The 13,624-nt window shown below is 42.0% G+C and carries 14 protein-coding genes; 3 read left to right on the forward strand and 11 right to left on the reverse strand.

Features of this window, described 5'->3' with window-relative positions; translation table 11 throughout:
• Positions 1-192: 192 nt before the first annotated feature.
• From FQ083_RS10910 to FQ083_RS10920, 3 genes are all read right to left on the reverse strand, one after another.
• Positions 193-672 carry a hypothetical protein gene (locus FQ083_RS10910; protein ID WP_149409875.1) on the reverse strand — a complete coding sequence of 160 codons (480 nt, stop codon included), beginning with the start codon at positions 670-672 and terminating at the stop codon, positions 193-195.
• A 360-nt stretch (positions 673-1,032) separates the two neighbouring features.
• Entirely contained in the window at positions 1,033-1,980 is a 948-nt protein-coding gene (pssA, locus tag FQ083_RS10915; protein ID WP_011512903.1) for a CDP-diacylglycerol--serine O-phosphatidyltransferase, read from the reverse strand.
• Positions 1,981-1,990: 10 nt separating this feature from the next.
• Positions 1,991-2,866 carry a 23S rRNA (adenine(2030)-N(6))-methyltransferase RlmJ gene (locus tag FQ083_RS10920; protein ID WP_011512902.1) on the reverse strand — a complete coding sequence of 292 codons (876 nt, stop codon included), beginning with the start codon at positions 2,864-2,866 and terminating at the stop codon, positions 1,991-1,993.
• A gap of 150 nt (positions 2,867-3,016) precedes the next feature.
• Here FQ083_RS10920 and FQ083_RS10925 point away from each other — a divergent pair, with 150 nt between their 5' ends.
• Positions 3,017-3,775: a 2OG-Fe(II) oxygenase gene (locus tag FQ083_RS10925; RefSeq protein ID WP_149409876.1), complete on the forward strand. Its 759-nt coding sequence runs from the start codon at positions 3,017-3,019 to the stop codon at positions 3,773-3,775.
• A gap of 81 nt (positions 3,776-3,856) precedes the next feature.
• Positions 3,857-5,080 carry a succinyl-diaminopimelate desuccinylase gene (dapE, locus tag FQ083_RS10930; protein ID WP_149409877.1) on the forward strand — a complete coding sequence of 408 codons (1,224 nt, stop codon included), beginning with the start codon at positions 3,857-3,859 and terminating at the stop codon, positions 5,078-5,080.
• A gap of 65 nt (positions 5,081-5,145) precedes the next feature.
• On the opposite strand, the gene FQ083_RS10935 is transcribed toward dapE, so the two are convergent.
• From FQ083_RS10935 to FQ083_RS10960, 6 genes are all read right to left on the reverse strand, one after another.
• Complete coding sequence (locus FQ083_RS10935; protein ID WP_149409878.1) at positions 5,146-5,670, reverse strand: GyrI-like domain-containing protein; 525 nt, start codon at positions 5,668-5,670, stop codon at positions 5,146-5,148.
• Between the two features lie 98 nt (positions 5,671-5,768).
• A complete protein-coding gene (gene iscX, locus FQ083_RS10940; RefSeq protein ID WP_011279849.1) occupies positions 5,769-5,978 on the reverse strand; it encodes a Fe-S cluster assembly protein IscX in 210 nt (69 codons plus the stop codon).
• A gap of 99 nt (positions 5,979-6,077) precedes the next feature.
• Positions 6,078-6,641, reverse strand: a complete 564-nt coding sequence (locus tag FQ083_RS10945) for an acyl-CoA thioesterase (RefSeq protein WP_149409879.1) — start codon at positions 6,639-6,641, stop codon at positions 6,078-6,080.
• Between the two features lie 154 nt (positions 6,642-6,795).
• Positions 6,796-8,196 carry an NAD(P)(+) transhydrogenase (Re/Si-specific) subunit beta gene (locus FQ083_RS10950; RefSeq protein WP_149409880.1) on the reverse strand — a complete coding sequence of 467 codons (1,401 nt, stop codon included), beginning with the start codon at positions 8,194-8,196 and terminating at the stop codon, positions 6,796-6,798.
• A complete protein-coding gene (locus FQ083_RS10955) occupies positions 8,193-8,528 on the reverse strand; it encodes a proton-translocating transhydrogenase family protein (protein WP_198010341.1) in 336 nt (111 codons plus the stop codon). Before FQ083_RS10955 ends, FQ083_RS10950 begins: the two co-directional genes overlap by 4 nt.
• A gap of 115 nt (positions 8,529-8,643) precedes the next feature.
• On the reverse strand, positions 8,644-9,801 hold the full coding sequence (locus tag FQ083_RS10960) for a Re/Si-specific NAD(P)(+) transhydrogenase subunit alpha (RefSeq protein ID WP_149409881.1): 1,158 nt from the start codon (positions 9,799-9,801) through the stop codon (positions 8,644-8,646).
• A 474-nt stretch (positions 9,802-10,275) separates the two neighbouring features.
• Between FQ083_RS10960 and yaaA the strand changes: the two genes are divergently transcribed.
• Positions 10,276-11,076 carry a peroxide stress protein YaaA gene (gene yaaA, locus FQ083_RS10965; RefSeq protein ID WP_149409882.1) on the forward strand — a complete coding sequence of 267 codons (801 nt, stop codon included), beginning with the start codon at positions 10,276-10,278 and terminating at the stop codon, positions 11,074-11,076.
• Between the two features lie 204 nt (positions 11,077-11,280).
• Here yaaA and groL read toward each other — a convergent pair whose 3' ends face one another.
• Positions 11,281-12,930 carry a chaperonin GroEL gene (gene groL / locus FQ083_RS10970; RefSeq protein ID WP_149409883.1) on the reverse strand — a complete coding sequence of 550 codons (1,650 nt, stop codon included), beginning with the start codon at positions 12,928-12,930 and terminating at the stop codon, positions 11,281-11,283.
• A 94-nt stretch (positions 12,931-13,024) separates the two neighbouring features.
• Positions 13,025-13,318, reverse strand: coding sequence for a co-chaperone GroES (locus tag FQ083_RS10975; RefSeq protein WP_025652227.1), 294 nt, complete (start codon positions 13,316-13,318; stop codon positions 13,025-13,027).
• Positions 13,319-13,624 lie beyond the last annotated feature (306 nt).

Raw genomic sequence — 13,624 nt, forward strand, 5'->3', positions numbered from 1 at the left:
ATTTTAATTTGAGTTAACTTAAAAGTAATTTTTTTGGTTGGCTAAACTCTCTAAGCGATAAACCACTCTCAATCCGCCTTCCTCTCCGACTGGGTGGCAGTATACGCTGTTTTAGTAGAGGGTCAAGAGATTATTAAGGTTTATTTTTATTTGGTTGAAAACACTAGGCTTGGCATTCAATGCAAGATTCCATTAAGGACAAAGACTTTTCGTCCATTTCCCTACTTTATTACCGCGAACACATTGATATTGCACCCCATACTGTACCCATTGCCAATTTAAATCAGACGGCTTGCCTTTTAAGGTAAAACTAATACGGTAACTTTCTGCACTCACACTATCATCCATGAGACCAGAACGGGTAATGACAACAACCGCTGTCTTAGGCTGCGATTTTAATGGATAGTAAAAAGCTTGTGCCAAATCATAATCCGCATCTATCTCGTTAATACTACTATTGATTAGCTTAAGCTTTTCAAGACCACAAGCAATCAGCCCTTTTTTAATAGAGCATGGTGCTGATGCGGAAGTTACTGCATTACCATTGATGTTTAAATGCTTAAAATTAGCTGGATTGGCAGCTTCAGCGCGAGATATTGTACTTACTGAATTACTAGTAGTGGCATGTGTAGAGACTGAAATAAGTGACAATGAAAATAAAGCGCTTGCCATCAAACCTCTCAACAAATTGTTTGAGGTCCTTGAAACACGTAATAGGCGATTAAAAATAGGTAAGTTCAGCATAATAATCTCGGCTTAGTTATCAAATGGCGTTATAGGAAGGCTCATCGTATAAACTTTATATAGATTGCATACAATAGCATTGTATAAGGCTTTAATATTAAACCCAATCAATAGATATTTGTAGTGTTTTATTTTAACTTTTCCATTGTTGTGCTTATCTCTATCAGAGCTATATTTCAGTGCCCAATAGAATCAAAAACTAGCACGCAAATAAAAACCGCCTATTAAAAAATAAGCGGTTTTTGTTTGCGTGTCTTAAGTTTATATTCACTATAAAAAGCTATAGTATTAACTTGTCGCTTTGGCTTGTAAGGTGCTAACAATACCTGACAAGGCATAAATAACACCAATCGCTAAAATGCCGACTGGAATATCATATAACACGATACTCATGACCAATACACCAACGATAAGCACCACGAAAGGGACTTTCTTCTTATCAAACTCTTTAAAGCTATAGTATTTGACGTTGCTAACCATCAGCAAACCGCAAATAACGACCCAAGCAGCAAATAAAAACATCACAAGCGTATCGTATTGTCCGATCCATTGATTGTGATCAACGGCAACCATAACAGCCGCTGTGACCAAAATAGCGGCAAGCGGACTGGCCAAACCAACAAAATATTTTTTATCGACCTCACCAATCTGAACGTTAAAACGCGCTAGACGGAAGGCGGCACAGGCAGTAAAGACAAACGCACAGCCAAGCCCAATACGACCTAATGGCTGCAAAGCAAAGCTATAAATTAAGATTGCCGGTGCAACACCGAAGGCTAACATATCGGCAAGCGAATCGTACTGCTCACCAAAGGGGCTTTGCGCATTTAGCATACGTGCTACCCGACCATCTGCGCCATCCAAAATAGCCGATAAGAAAATCGCTAAAGAGGCTTTATAAAACTCACCTTGGGTACTGGCTAAAATAGAATAAAAGCCTGACAGCAGCGATAAAGTGGTGATCAAGTTGGGCGCTAAATAAACACCGCGACTGACTACCCGCTTACCTTCAGCGACTTCTGCTTCAATCACCTCGAACGTCAGCCCATCATAGTTCTCATTATCCGCCAAGCGAATATCGAAATCATGCTCATCCACAAAAGGCGGTTGAGTGGCAGCGCTATCTTGTAATAAGGGCTCTTTGATCAAACCGTCATTCATCACTTTATCAGTGACCAGACTACCCTTTGCAAGATTGTTTTTTTCAAGGCTACGTGATGATTGATCAGTCGTCATAACAATATCCTTATTCGCCAACCAACCAGCGGACGGTGGTTGCACTATCAGGTGTTAAATCTGGTGCATCAGCAACTTTTAATACAGGCTGTAAGAAACGCAATATCTCACGCGCTTGGTTATCAAACTGCCATGGCGGATTGATCACAAGTAGCCCTGTACCGTTTAGACCGACAGCGATATCTTTAGGATAGATATTTAGCTCACAAACCAGCTGACGTCTCATCTCGGTACGTTTGAGTTTTTTATAGAACAGCTCAACCGCGTCGATGTTCTTGATTGGGAACCATAATGCATAAGTGCCTTGTGGCCATTTGTTATAAGAATGCACCAACAAATCGATTAGACGCGTGAAGTCTTTATGCTCCTGCTCGTAAGGAGGATCTAAAAATATCAAGCCACGCTTTTCTTTTGGCGGAATCACGGCAGCGATACCTTCAAAAGCATTGCGATGATGAATACCGATTGGCAATTTATGTAGCTGATAGTTCAGTGCATCATATTCACTGGCTTTGGCTTCAAACGCTTCACCGCGCACGCCAGCATCTGGATTTTTTTCAACATGATGGGCAATCCACCATGGCGAACCCGGATAGACTTTTTTGTCATAGGTAAAACGGGCTTGCTTAATGCCTTCCATATAGTCTTTGATGGCAGCTGGTGCTTTTTCGACATCGGCTTTTACCAAAGCTTGGATACCGCCTTTGGCTTCACCAGTCTTGCGCGCCTCTTCACTGCCGAGCGAATACAGTCCACGACCGCCATAAGCATCAAGCACATAAAAAGGTTTGTTTTTTTGCCCCATTTGGTTCAGTAGTTGTACCAATAGAATGTGTTTAACAACATCGGCAAAGTTACCAGCATGATAGGCGTGTTTATAATTCATAAGTTCAAAAGTTTAAATAAGAAAAATTGCATCTATGGTAGCATAGGATGGCTAAAAGATAACGATGGTTTTGGTAAAAAGGCATAGATTGGACGGGTAAAAGTATAGATTGACGGTGTAATGACAGATAATGGACGATAGTGAGACAAAATGACGAAGATTATTAGCAATCTTGATGTGACAACGTTGGTGGTTGATAATCCAATAGATAAGGAGAATCCGCCACTGTCATCTTTACATTCTACTAACTATAATAATCAGGCGCTGCCGACCCAATATTTATTACAATCCTCTGATTTTGCGGTTAATTGGGAACACAAGCTGACAGATAAACAGTTGGATACGTTTGTTGATGATGGTTGGCTCATTATTGACAATGTCTTTGAACGAAAAGCCTTATTAGCACTGCAAGCGGAAAGTGGCTTTATTGACTATCGTGACGCCCAGTTGACTGCCGGTATTCGTATCAGTGATATTCGCGGTGATAAAATACGCTGGATTACCAAAGACTTTTTTGCAGGATTTTATTATCTACACAGTATCAATGCGCTTGCCAACTTATTCAATCAAAGCTTGTTCGCTGGTATTCGCCATAGCGAGGCGCATTATGCTTGTTATCCAGTAGGTTTTGGCTATCTATGGCATAGTGATAATCCGGCTGGACGTAATGAACGCGTTATCTCGGCAGTGTTTTATCTTAATGATGATTGGACAGCGAATGACGGCGGCGCGCTAGAAATCGTTGATAAACATGGTGTCCATCATAATGTAATGCCTGTCGCTAATAGGCTTGTAATATTCGATAGTGACTTACGGCATCAAGTGCAAATCGCCCATCGTCAGCGTTATTCTATCGCGACTTGGATGCGCCGTGATGGCTTAGTACCTTTTATTGAAGACGTTATTTAAGTACTGTAATATTCATAAAGACTCTCTTACCAGTTACATCTAACCATACTATCTATCCCTCTATAATAAAAAAGGCTTCCCATGTCAGATTTTGATAAAAACCGAAATACTCAGTCTCAGACGCAAGCAACTCATCAACAAGCAACCTTGGACTTAAGCATCGCCCTACTTGAACGTCCTTCTGTCACCCCAGATGATGATGGCTGCCAAGATATTTTGTCTGAGCGGCTAACGCAAGCAGGCTTCGACTGCGAGTTTATGTATTACGGTGATAGACAAGCAAAAGGCGAACACGCTGAGGTTAAAAACTTATGGGCGCGCCGCGGTAATACCAATCCAGTCATTTGCTTTGCCGGTCATACTGACGTCGTCCCAACAGGCGATGAAACAAACTGGACTTATCCGCCATTTACGCCAACCATTGCAGATGGCTATTTATGGGCACGCGGTGCTGCGGATATGAAAACCGGTATTGCTGCTTTTACCGTTGCCGCCGAGCGTTTTGTCGCTAATTATCCAGAGCACAATGGCTCTATTGCTTTTTTAATCACCTCAGATGAAGAAGGTCCGTCTATTAACGGCACAGTCAAGGTAGTAGAAACGCTAGAAGCACGTAATGAGAAAATTACGTACTGCTTAGTAGGTGAACCATCAAGCACGGATACACTTGGCGATATCATTAAGAATGGTCGTCGTGGCTCACTCGGCGCAGTGCTCACTGTCACTGGTAAACAAGGTCACGTTGCCTACCCGCACCTTGCCTCAAATCCCATTCATGCGGCTATGTCGGCACTCGCAGAACTGACCAATGCTACTTGGGATAATGGCAATGATTACTTCCCTGCGACTTCACTACAAATATCTAATATCAATAGTGGAACGGGCGCGACCAATGTCATTCCTGAAACCTTAGAAGCTGTATTTAACTTCCGCTTTTCGACAGAAACGTCTGAAGATGAACTAAAAGCAAAAACCCACGCTATCTTTGATAAATATTTCGCTGATAGCAAAGCAGCTTATGATATTCATTGGAAATTATCTGGTCAGCCTTTTTTGACGCCTGAAGGTAAATTGGTCTCAGCATGCCAGCAAGCGATTAAATCTGTGACTGGAACCGATACGACATTATCAACTTCTGGCGGCACATCAGATGGACGCTTTATTGCACCAACCGGTGCGCAAGTGGTCGAACTTGGCGTGCGTAATGCCACTATTCATCAGGTTGATGAAAAAGTTGAAGTAGATGACTTAGGGAAATTGGCGCAGATTTATGAAGGGATTTTAGAGAATTTACTATTAGATTAATAAGCACTAGTAAAAAAAGCGCCATCTCATACAGATGGCGCTTTTTTATTATAGATATTAATTACTTACTCAATACCAATATACAGCTCGACTTGACCATATTCTAACTTACCCTCAACGTAACGCTCAAAGTCAACGTTATAAGTTCGAGTATGCTCACAGCTTGGATCATTGAAATACGTCCACGCTTTTTCCCATGCATTCATCACGGTATTAGGCATGTTACCGTATTCAGAAAACACCATGTATTTTCCTGCAGGAATAGTGACCGTTGTTAGGTTGCTTGCATTTTTATTCTTAGTAGCTTTGACAGTATTGGTCGTATCGTCATTGTCTGACTGTTTTTGCTGACTTTCCACCTTCCAACTCGCAACCACATCAAAAGCGCCTACATCATCACTCTCATAGTTATGATAGATACCATAGATATCCTGACCCTTTTCAAGTTGGCTCACGTGATTTTTGTAAAAACTTTGCCATAGCTTGCCTAACTTTGCCGTTTCATGGCTGATTTCATCGGTGTTGGTGGTGCGTACGCTGATGCCTGTGCAAGTTTGTACGTCGGTTAGTTCTTGGATTGGTGCAGTCATGAGACAATATGTCCTGTTTTCATTTGAGATTATGTTTATTAAAGCTATGTTTGTTATTAATGCTATGCTAATTATTAAAAAATAGTAAAAAGGTCAATCTAGTCAGCTTCGTCGATCCAATTCATCTGAATCGCTTCTAAGATACCTTCATTGGAGCGTTGCGGATCATCGTCAAAGCCTTCAAGCTCAGTCACCCAGCGATGCAAATCCGTAAAGCGAATATACTGCGGATCGGTCTCTGGGAATTTTTCATAAAGCTCAATAGCGATATCTAAGCTGTCTGTCCATTTTAACTTCTGCGGGGTCATAGTAGCTCCTTATGTTTTCAATTATTTTTATAAAATAGCATTATAAAATATATATGCGCTATCCTACCAAAATTCATCATAGGATTATAGGCAAGTTGGTTACGCAGCCTTTGTTGATTTAGTCAACTCAGTAGATTGAGCAGCTTTAATCGCCACTTGATGCTGATTCCATGACTCAATAACTTCTGTCAGCTGCTTACCCGTCATATCTAGCACCTCAGTTGCGCACTTACCTTGCTTATTGGTTAAAACAAACTTGGTCATACCCACTGCCATCAGCTGGTTTTTAACAAAAAATCGATGCTCAAAATAGACATATTTTTTATCCCAACCGACAAGCATACTATTGACTGTTATCTTATCTAGAAACTTAATTTGTTTAAGATAGACCATCTCCTGCATAGCGATAATCCAGCCGAGATTTTTAATCCCTTTTTGATGACAGCAGTTCATCAGCCATTTGGTGATATTTAGCTCAATAAAAGACAGATAGCGATAATTAGGCAGATGATCGCGAAAACCCATGTCATGTGGTAATACCCGATACTGACGCACAGTTGGTGCTGTCAATGTCTCAATACTCAGGTGATTGCTTGTCGATTGCTGCTTAAGTTGTTGTTTGAGTAGGCTTACCATAATAAAGAAACGCAGCAGCATATTCATAAGAAACCTTCTTATTTTATAATATTGATAATGAGAAAATACATTGTAGATAGCTTTAGATGGGCAATACTCTAACGCAAAAAAAGCCACCTCAGTGACTTTTTTATGTGAAAGCTTCTGTTTAAAAAATGATATGTCAGACCTATTTTAAAGATTAATGACCTGCGCCATTGATACTACGTACCATCTCTTCAACCATTTTCTTGGCATCACCAAAGATCATCATGGTTTTGTCCATATAGAACAAGCTGTTATCTAGACCAGCATAACCTGTACTCATAGAACGCTTAATAACCATCACCGTTTGCGCTTTGGTCACTTCTAGAATTGGCATACCAAAGATTGGTGATGTCGGATCATCTTTCGCAGATGGGTTTACCACATCATTGGCACCGATGACTAATACCACATCAGTACTGGCGAAGTCCGAGTTAATCTCATCCATCTCTAAAATATCATCATAAGGGACATCGGCTTCTGCCAATAGGACGTTCATATGTCCTGGCATACGACCTGCAACTGGATGAATGGCAAAACGAACATTAACGCCTTCTTCTTTTAACAGCTCATACAATTCTTTTACAGCGTTTTGTGCACGACCTTGTGCCATGCCATAACCTGGGACAATCACCACACTACTAGCATTTGCCATAAGGAAGCCTGCATCTTCTGCTGATCCTGCTTTGTAATTCTTTGGCGCGCCATCATCGCTGCCAGCTGCGACTGCTGATGTACCCATACCGCCAAACAAGACATTAAGCAATGAGCGGTTCATGGCTTTACACATGATGTAAGATAGAATCGCACCTGATGAACCAACTAATGAACCTGCGATAATCAACATCGAGTTGCCAAGAGTAAAACCAATACCTGCTGCTGCCCACCCTGAAAATGAGTTCAATAGCGACACGACCACTGGCATATCGCCACCACCGATTGGGGCAATCCACATCCAACCAAAAATCACTGCAATCACTGCCATCGCATAGAAGGCGGGTAATGAATCAGTGACAAAGTACACACCACCGAACGCAATCATCGCCATGAAAAGTGCCGCTTGTACTAGTTTTACCCAACTACCAACTAAGGTCTTAGCCCAGCTCTTAGCTGCCAATTTACCAAAGGCAAAGACAGATGCTGAGAAAGTAATCGCACCGATGAAACAACCGATAAACAATTCAACACGAGCAACCGCGCCATGCTGTTGTTCAGTATGCAGTACCGTTGCTAATGCAATCGCCACCGCTGCCAAACCGACAAACGAATGCATCAAAGCCACGGTTTCTGGCATTTGGGTCATCGCGACCGTCTTTGCTTTCCACATACCGACGATAGCACCCAATACCATCGCACCGATGATTAACCAAAGCACTGGACCTTCTGCTAGGAAGAACGTTGTTACAACGGCAATCGCCATGGCAACCATACCCAATCGATTACCACGAATAGCCGTTTTTGGGCTAGATAAACCCCGTAACGTCAGAACAAAAAGAATGGCACCGACTAGATAAAACCAGTCCGCATTAGCCGCAATCATATTTGATAAGTCACTCATGCGTCACCCCCAGTATCCGTTGTTACTACTGCTTTTTTTACTTTTGGCTTAAACATCGACAGCATACGCTCAGTCACGGCGAAACCACCAAAAATATTGATACTGGCTAAAAATACCGCAAAAGCCCCAAGTAAACTGGTCGGTGTAAATATCGAACCATCGATAGTGACGGTCTGTAGCATTGCACCGACAATAACAATACTTGATAAAGCATTGGTTACAGCCATTAAAGGCGTATGCAGTGCAGGGGTTACACCCCAAACAACGTAGTATCCGACAAAGATAGCCAGTACAAATACGGTAAAAATCGCTACGAATGGCGTGCTACTCATGGCCGCACCGGCTGGCGCTGCCGCTAAAATAGTGGCAATCATCTTATCCTCCTAAAATTGTTTCGTGTCTGGCAAATGTACGATAATGAAAGTATCAAGACCTGAAATTTAGCACTTAGCGTTTAGCAAGACGTACTTGATTGTCATGCGTTACCGCTAATGCGCCTTGAATCTCATCTTCCATGTCTAAGTTGAGTGCCATTGTGTTTGCTGTAGCGTCATCTGTAGCGGCAGGCGCAATTAGAGTGGTGATAAAATTAACGAGGTTATTGGCATATAAGTCTGAAGATTGTGCTGCTAACTGTGAGGGAATATTAGCTGCACCGACAATACGCACGCCATTTGACGTCGTAATCGTTTCATCAGGGACACTGCCTTCAACGTTTCCGCCAGTGCCAGCCGCCATATCGATCAACACCGAACCAGCTTTCATCTTAGCAATGGTTGATTGGTGTACCAAACGCGGCGCTTGGCGACCCGGAATCTGTGCAGTCGTAATGACGATGTCAGCATTGCTCAAGGCTTTATCAACAATAGCAGCTTGGTCTTTGATATATTGCTCAGATGGCGTCCACGCATAGCCGCCTGTAGATTTAGCTGTCTCAGCCTCCTCCGCACTCATCGGGACATCAAGCCATTTACCACCTAATGACTCCACTTGCTCGCGAGCGGTCGGACGTAAATCACTGGCTTCAACGACAGCGCCTAAACGCTTCGCTGTCGCAATCGCTTGTAAACCCGCAACCCCAACACCTAGAATAACGACTTTGGCAGGCTTAACCGTACCAGCTGAGGTCATAAACATCGGGAAAGGACGCGAATATTCATTGGCAGCGAGCAAAACCGCTTTGTAACCGGCAAGGTTGGCTTGTGAAGACAAGACGTCCATATTCTGTGCGCGTGATAAGGTGCGTGGCAATAGCTCCATGGCAAAGGCGGTAGCCCCTTTGGCAGCATAAGTATCCAGTTGGGTATTGCGATAGGGATCAAGCATGCCGATGACGATTTGACCAGACGTTAAACTAGCAGTCGTTGACGTCGGCAAATCATTGACGGTAGTGATAATCTGAGACTGTGTGACGACGTCAATGCTACTATTGGCGATATCAGCACCCGCAGCCTGATATAATTCATCCGCATAATAAGACGCTTGACCTGCACCTGACTGGATGACAACCTCAAACCCAAGTTTGCGTAACTTTTTTACCGCGTCTGGGGTTAATGCCACCCGACTCTCACTTGCGCTCTCTGCACTAATAACACCAATTTTCATACCGTCTCCTTACGTCTAATGACTACTTTTAATACCCTAACGCACCTCTAAAAAGCACAGGGGACAAAAAAATCTTTGGTCAGGGTTAGCTTAATATTTAAGACCAAAGATTATCAATTTAATAAATGATAGCTCGTTTGCCATCATGCCGTTTTATTATAGATATATCGTCTGCCAACTTTCATTGTCTAATGATGACCCGCAAGTAAAATAAAAGTTAGCTATTTATAACATTATCATAACTTTTATTGTTATATTAAAAAATTTTATTTAGTCTTAAGTAGCTTGAAGCCTTTAGGCTATTGGCTTACACGAGTTATCACAACGCCTATAATAGTTGATATATGTCCATGATGAGGCTTAAAAGTACAAAACAGCCACGCGTAAGTCAAGTTAAACCTGTAGGTATCGTATAATGAAAAAGCTCGAAACATTAATGGAGTGTTTATCACTTCACTATAATAAGGAATAATTATGTATTTTTTACTCTCTCCTGCCAAATCTTTGAACGAAACGGACGCTGTACCAGTAAATATTGATAACTATTACAGTCAGCCTGAGTTGATTAAACACTCGCAAGCATTGATGAAAATACTGAAGTCGAAAGAGCCGCTTGACTTACAAGAGCTTATGAATATCTCTGATGATTTGTCGCAGCTAAATGCTAAACGCAATCAAGATTGGGCTTGGAGTGATAACGAACTGTTTACGGATGACAATGCCAAACCAGCTGGTTATTTGTTCGATGGCGATGTTTATACTGGACTTGATATGTATAACATGGATAAAGATACTGCTATTTATGTTAATGAACATTTGGGTATCTTGTCCGGGCTTTATGGCGTACTAAAGCCACTGGATTTTGTTCAGCCGTATCGACTTGAAATGGGTACCAAGCTTAAAAATGAGCGTGGCGATAATTTATACGAGTTTTGGGGCGAAGAAATCACTGAGATTATTAATAAGCGCATGGCTGATAGCGATGACAAAGTTTTGGTTAACCTTGCTTCTAATGAATACTTTAAAGCGGTAAAGAAGAAAGCCTTAAATACGGAGATTATCACGCCAAGATTTGAAGATGAAAAGAATGGTCAATATAAAGTGATTAGCTTCTATGCTAAAAAAGCACGTGGATTGATGGTGAAATATGCGGCAGATAATAAGCTGACCAATGCTGAACAGCTAAAGCAATTTGATTTGGCTGGATATTACTATTGTGAAGGTGCGTCTGATGATAAGACGTGGACGTTTAGACGGGATGAGGCGAATCAGTAATATTTAATGCTTTTATGATACACATGAAAAACCCCGATAAGCTCAGCCTATCGGGGTTTTATTTGAACTAGGTTTAACAAGTACGTTATGACAAAGTCATACTTCTAGCAAAAAGCGATTTGTCGAGGAAAACTAGCGAAAATAATACCTATTGTACATTGAGCACGTCTGACAAAGAGAAATCGCTTTGTAGTAGAAGTAGAGTTACATCATACCGCCCATTCCACCCATACCGCCCATTCCACCGCCAGCACCCATGCCAGCCATACCATCATCACCTTGTGGCAAATCAGTAATCATGACTTCAGTAGTAAGCATGAGGCCTGCTACAGAAGCGGCGTTTTCTAGTGCTGAACGAGCAACTTTCGCTGGATCAAGGATACCCATCTCTAGCATATCGCCGTATTCGCCAGAAGCTGCGTTGTAACCGTAGTTACCACTACCGCTCTTCACTTCGTTAACCACAACTGAGGCCTCTTCGCCAGAGTTGGTCACGATTTGACGTAATGGGGCTTCCATCGCGCGACGTAAGATATTGATACCCGCGTTTTGGTCATCGTTGTCACCACGTAGCTCAGACAATGCATTCATGGCACGAACTAAGGCAACACCACCACCAGGGACAACGCCTTCTTCAACCGCTGCACGAGTCGCATGTAGCGCATCATCAACACGGTCTTTCTTCTCTTTCATTTCAGTTTCAGTCGCAGCGCCAACTTTGATAACGGCAACGCCGCCAGCAAGCTTAGCCATACGCTCTTGAAGCTTCTCTTTATCATAGTCAGACGTTGATTCTTCAACTTGACGTTTAATAGATTCAACGCGATTTTCGATATCAGCAGTGTTACCAGCGCCATCAACGATTACCGTATTTTCTTTACCGATAGTCACTTTCTTAGCGGTACCAAGTTGCTCTAGGGTCGCAGTTTCAAGGCTCAGACCAATCTCTTCAGAGATAACCGTACCGCCAGTTAAGGTTGCGATATCTTCTAACATAGCTTTACGACGATCGCCGAAACCTGGTGCTTTTACTGCACAAGTTTTTAAACCGCCACGCATATTGTTCACAACTAAGGTAGCCAATGCTTCGTTTTCTACATCTTCAGCAATGATTAGCAATGGTTTGCTTTGCTGCATGACTTGCTCAAGTAATGGCACGATTTCACGGATGTTGCTGATTTTTTTATCAACAAGCAAGATGTATGGGTTTTCAAACTCAGCAGTTAAGCTGTCTTGCTTATTAGCAAAATACGGACTGATATAACCACGGTCAAACTGCATACCTTCTACAACTTCCAAGGTATCTTCAAAGCTTGAACCTTCTTCAACAGTGATAACACCTTGCTTACCGACTTTTTCCATCGCTTGTGCAATCAGTTCACCGATTTTGGTGTCTGAGTTAGCAGAGATAGAACCAACTTGGGCAATCGCTTTTGAATCATCAGCTGGAGTAGATAGCAAATGAATTTGCTCAACAGCCGCACGTACCGCTTTATCGATACCGCGTTTTAGATCCATTGGGTTCATGCCAGCGGCCACTGATTTCATGCCTTCTTGCAAGATTGACTGAGCCAATACCGTCGCAGTAGTCGTACCATCACCAGCAACATCGTTGGTGCGGCTAGCGACTTCACGAACCAATTGAGCGCCCATATTTTCAAATTTGTTTTCAAGCTCGATTTCTTTAGCAACTGAAACACCATCTTTAGTGATGGTAGGCGCGCCAAACGACTTATCGATAACCACGTTACGACCTTTAGGGCCTAGTGTTACTCGTACTGCGTTTGCTAGAACGTTTACGCCGTCCATCATTTGTTTACGGGCATCAATGCCGAATTTTACGTCTTTTGCCATGTTAAATTACTCCACTATTATAAGTATGAGAATGCAATTAAATGTTTCAATGATATTGTCAAAATGCGCTGAGTATAATAATACTCAAAAGGGACTAGCCTTCTAGCACACCCAATACATCAGATTCTTTCATAATCAATAGTTCTTCGCCGTCAACCTTGACAGTTTGACCAGCATATTGACCGAACAAGACTTTGTCGCCAGCTTTTACATCTAACGCGCGAGTTTCACCGTTGTCACGAATCTGACCGTTACCAGTTGCTAGCACTTCACCTTGTGAAGGCTTTTCTTGAGCAGAACCAGGAAGCAAGATACCACCAGCCGTTTTTGTTTCTTCTTCTATGCGGCGGACAACAATACGATCATGTAAAGGACGAATATTCATCAATATGTCTCCAATAATTTAGTTATTTAAGTTAAAAATATATTTGGTTTGTTAGTCTCAACATCCTATCTTCAAAAGCCATCTTATAAAAACGCTTTTATTAAGATAAGCCTTGAGCTTGTTTCAAAAAGTGGGGGCATAGCGAGGTAGCTTCAAGTGTAAAGACCAAAAATTTACAAGAATTTCTTAATTAGAGGGGTGTTTGTCGATAAGCAATACTAAATCTCTGGGAGTATTATGCAATAAAGGCATTAAGTGAGTAATAATCCAGTAGAAAAGACCAGTATTCTATACGCCTATTCTTACTAA

The organism is Psychrobacter sp. ANT_H59, assembly GCF_008369225.1.
Lineage (GTDB): Bacteria > Pseudomonadota > Gammaproteobacteria > Pseudomonadales > Moraxellaceae > Psychrobacter > Psychrobacter cryohalolentis.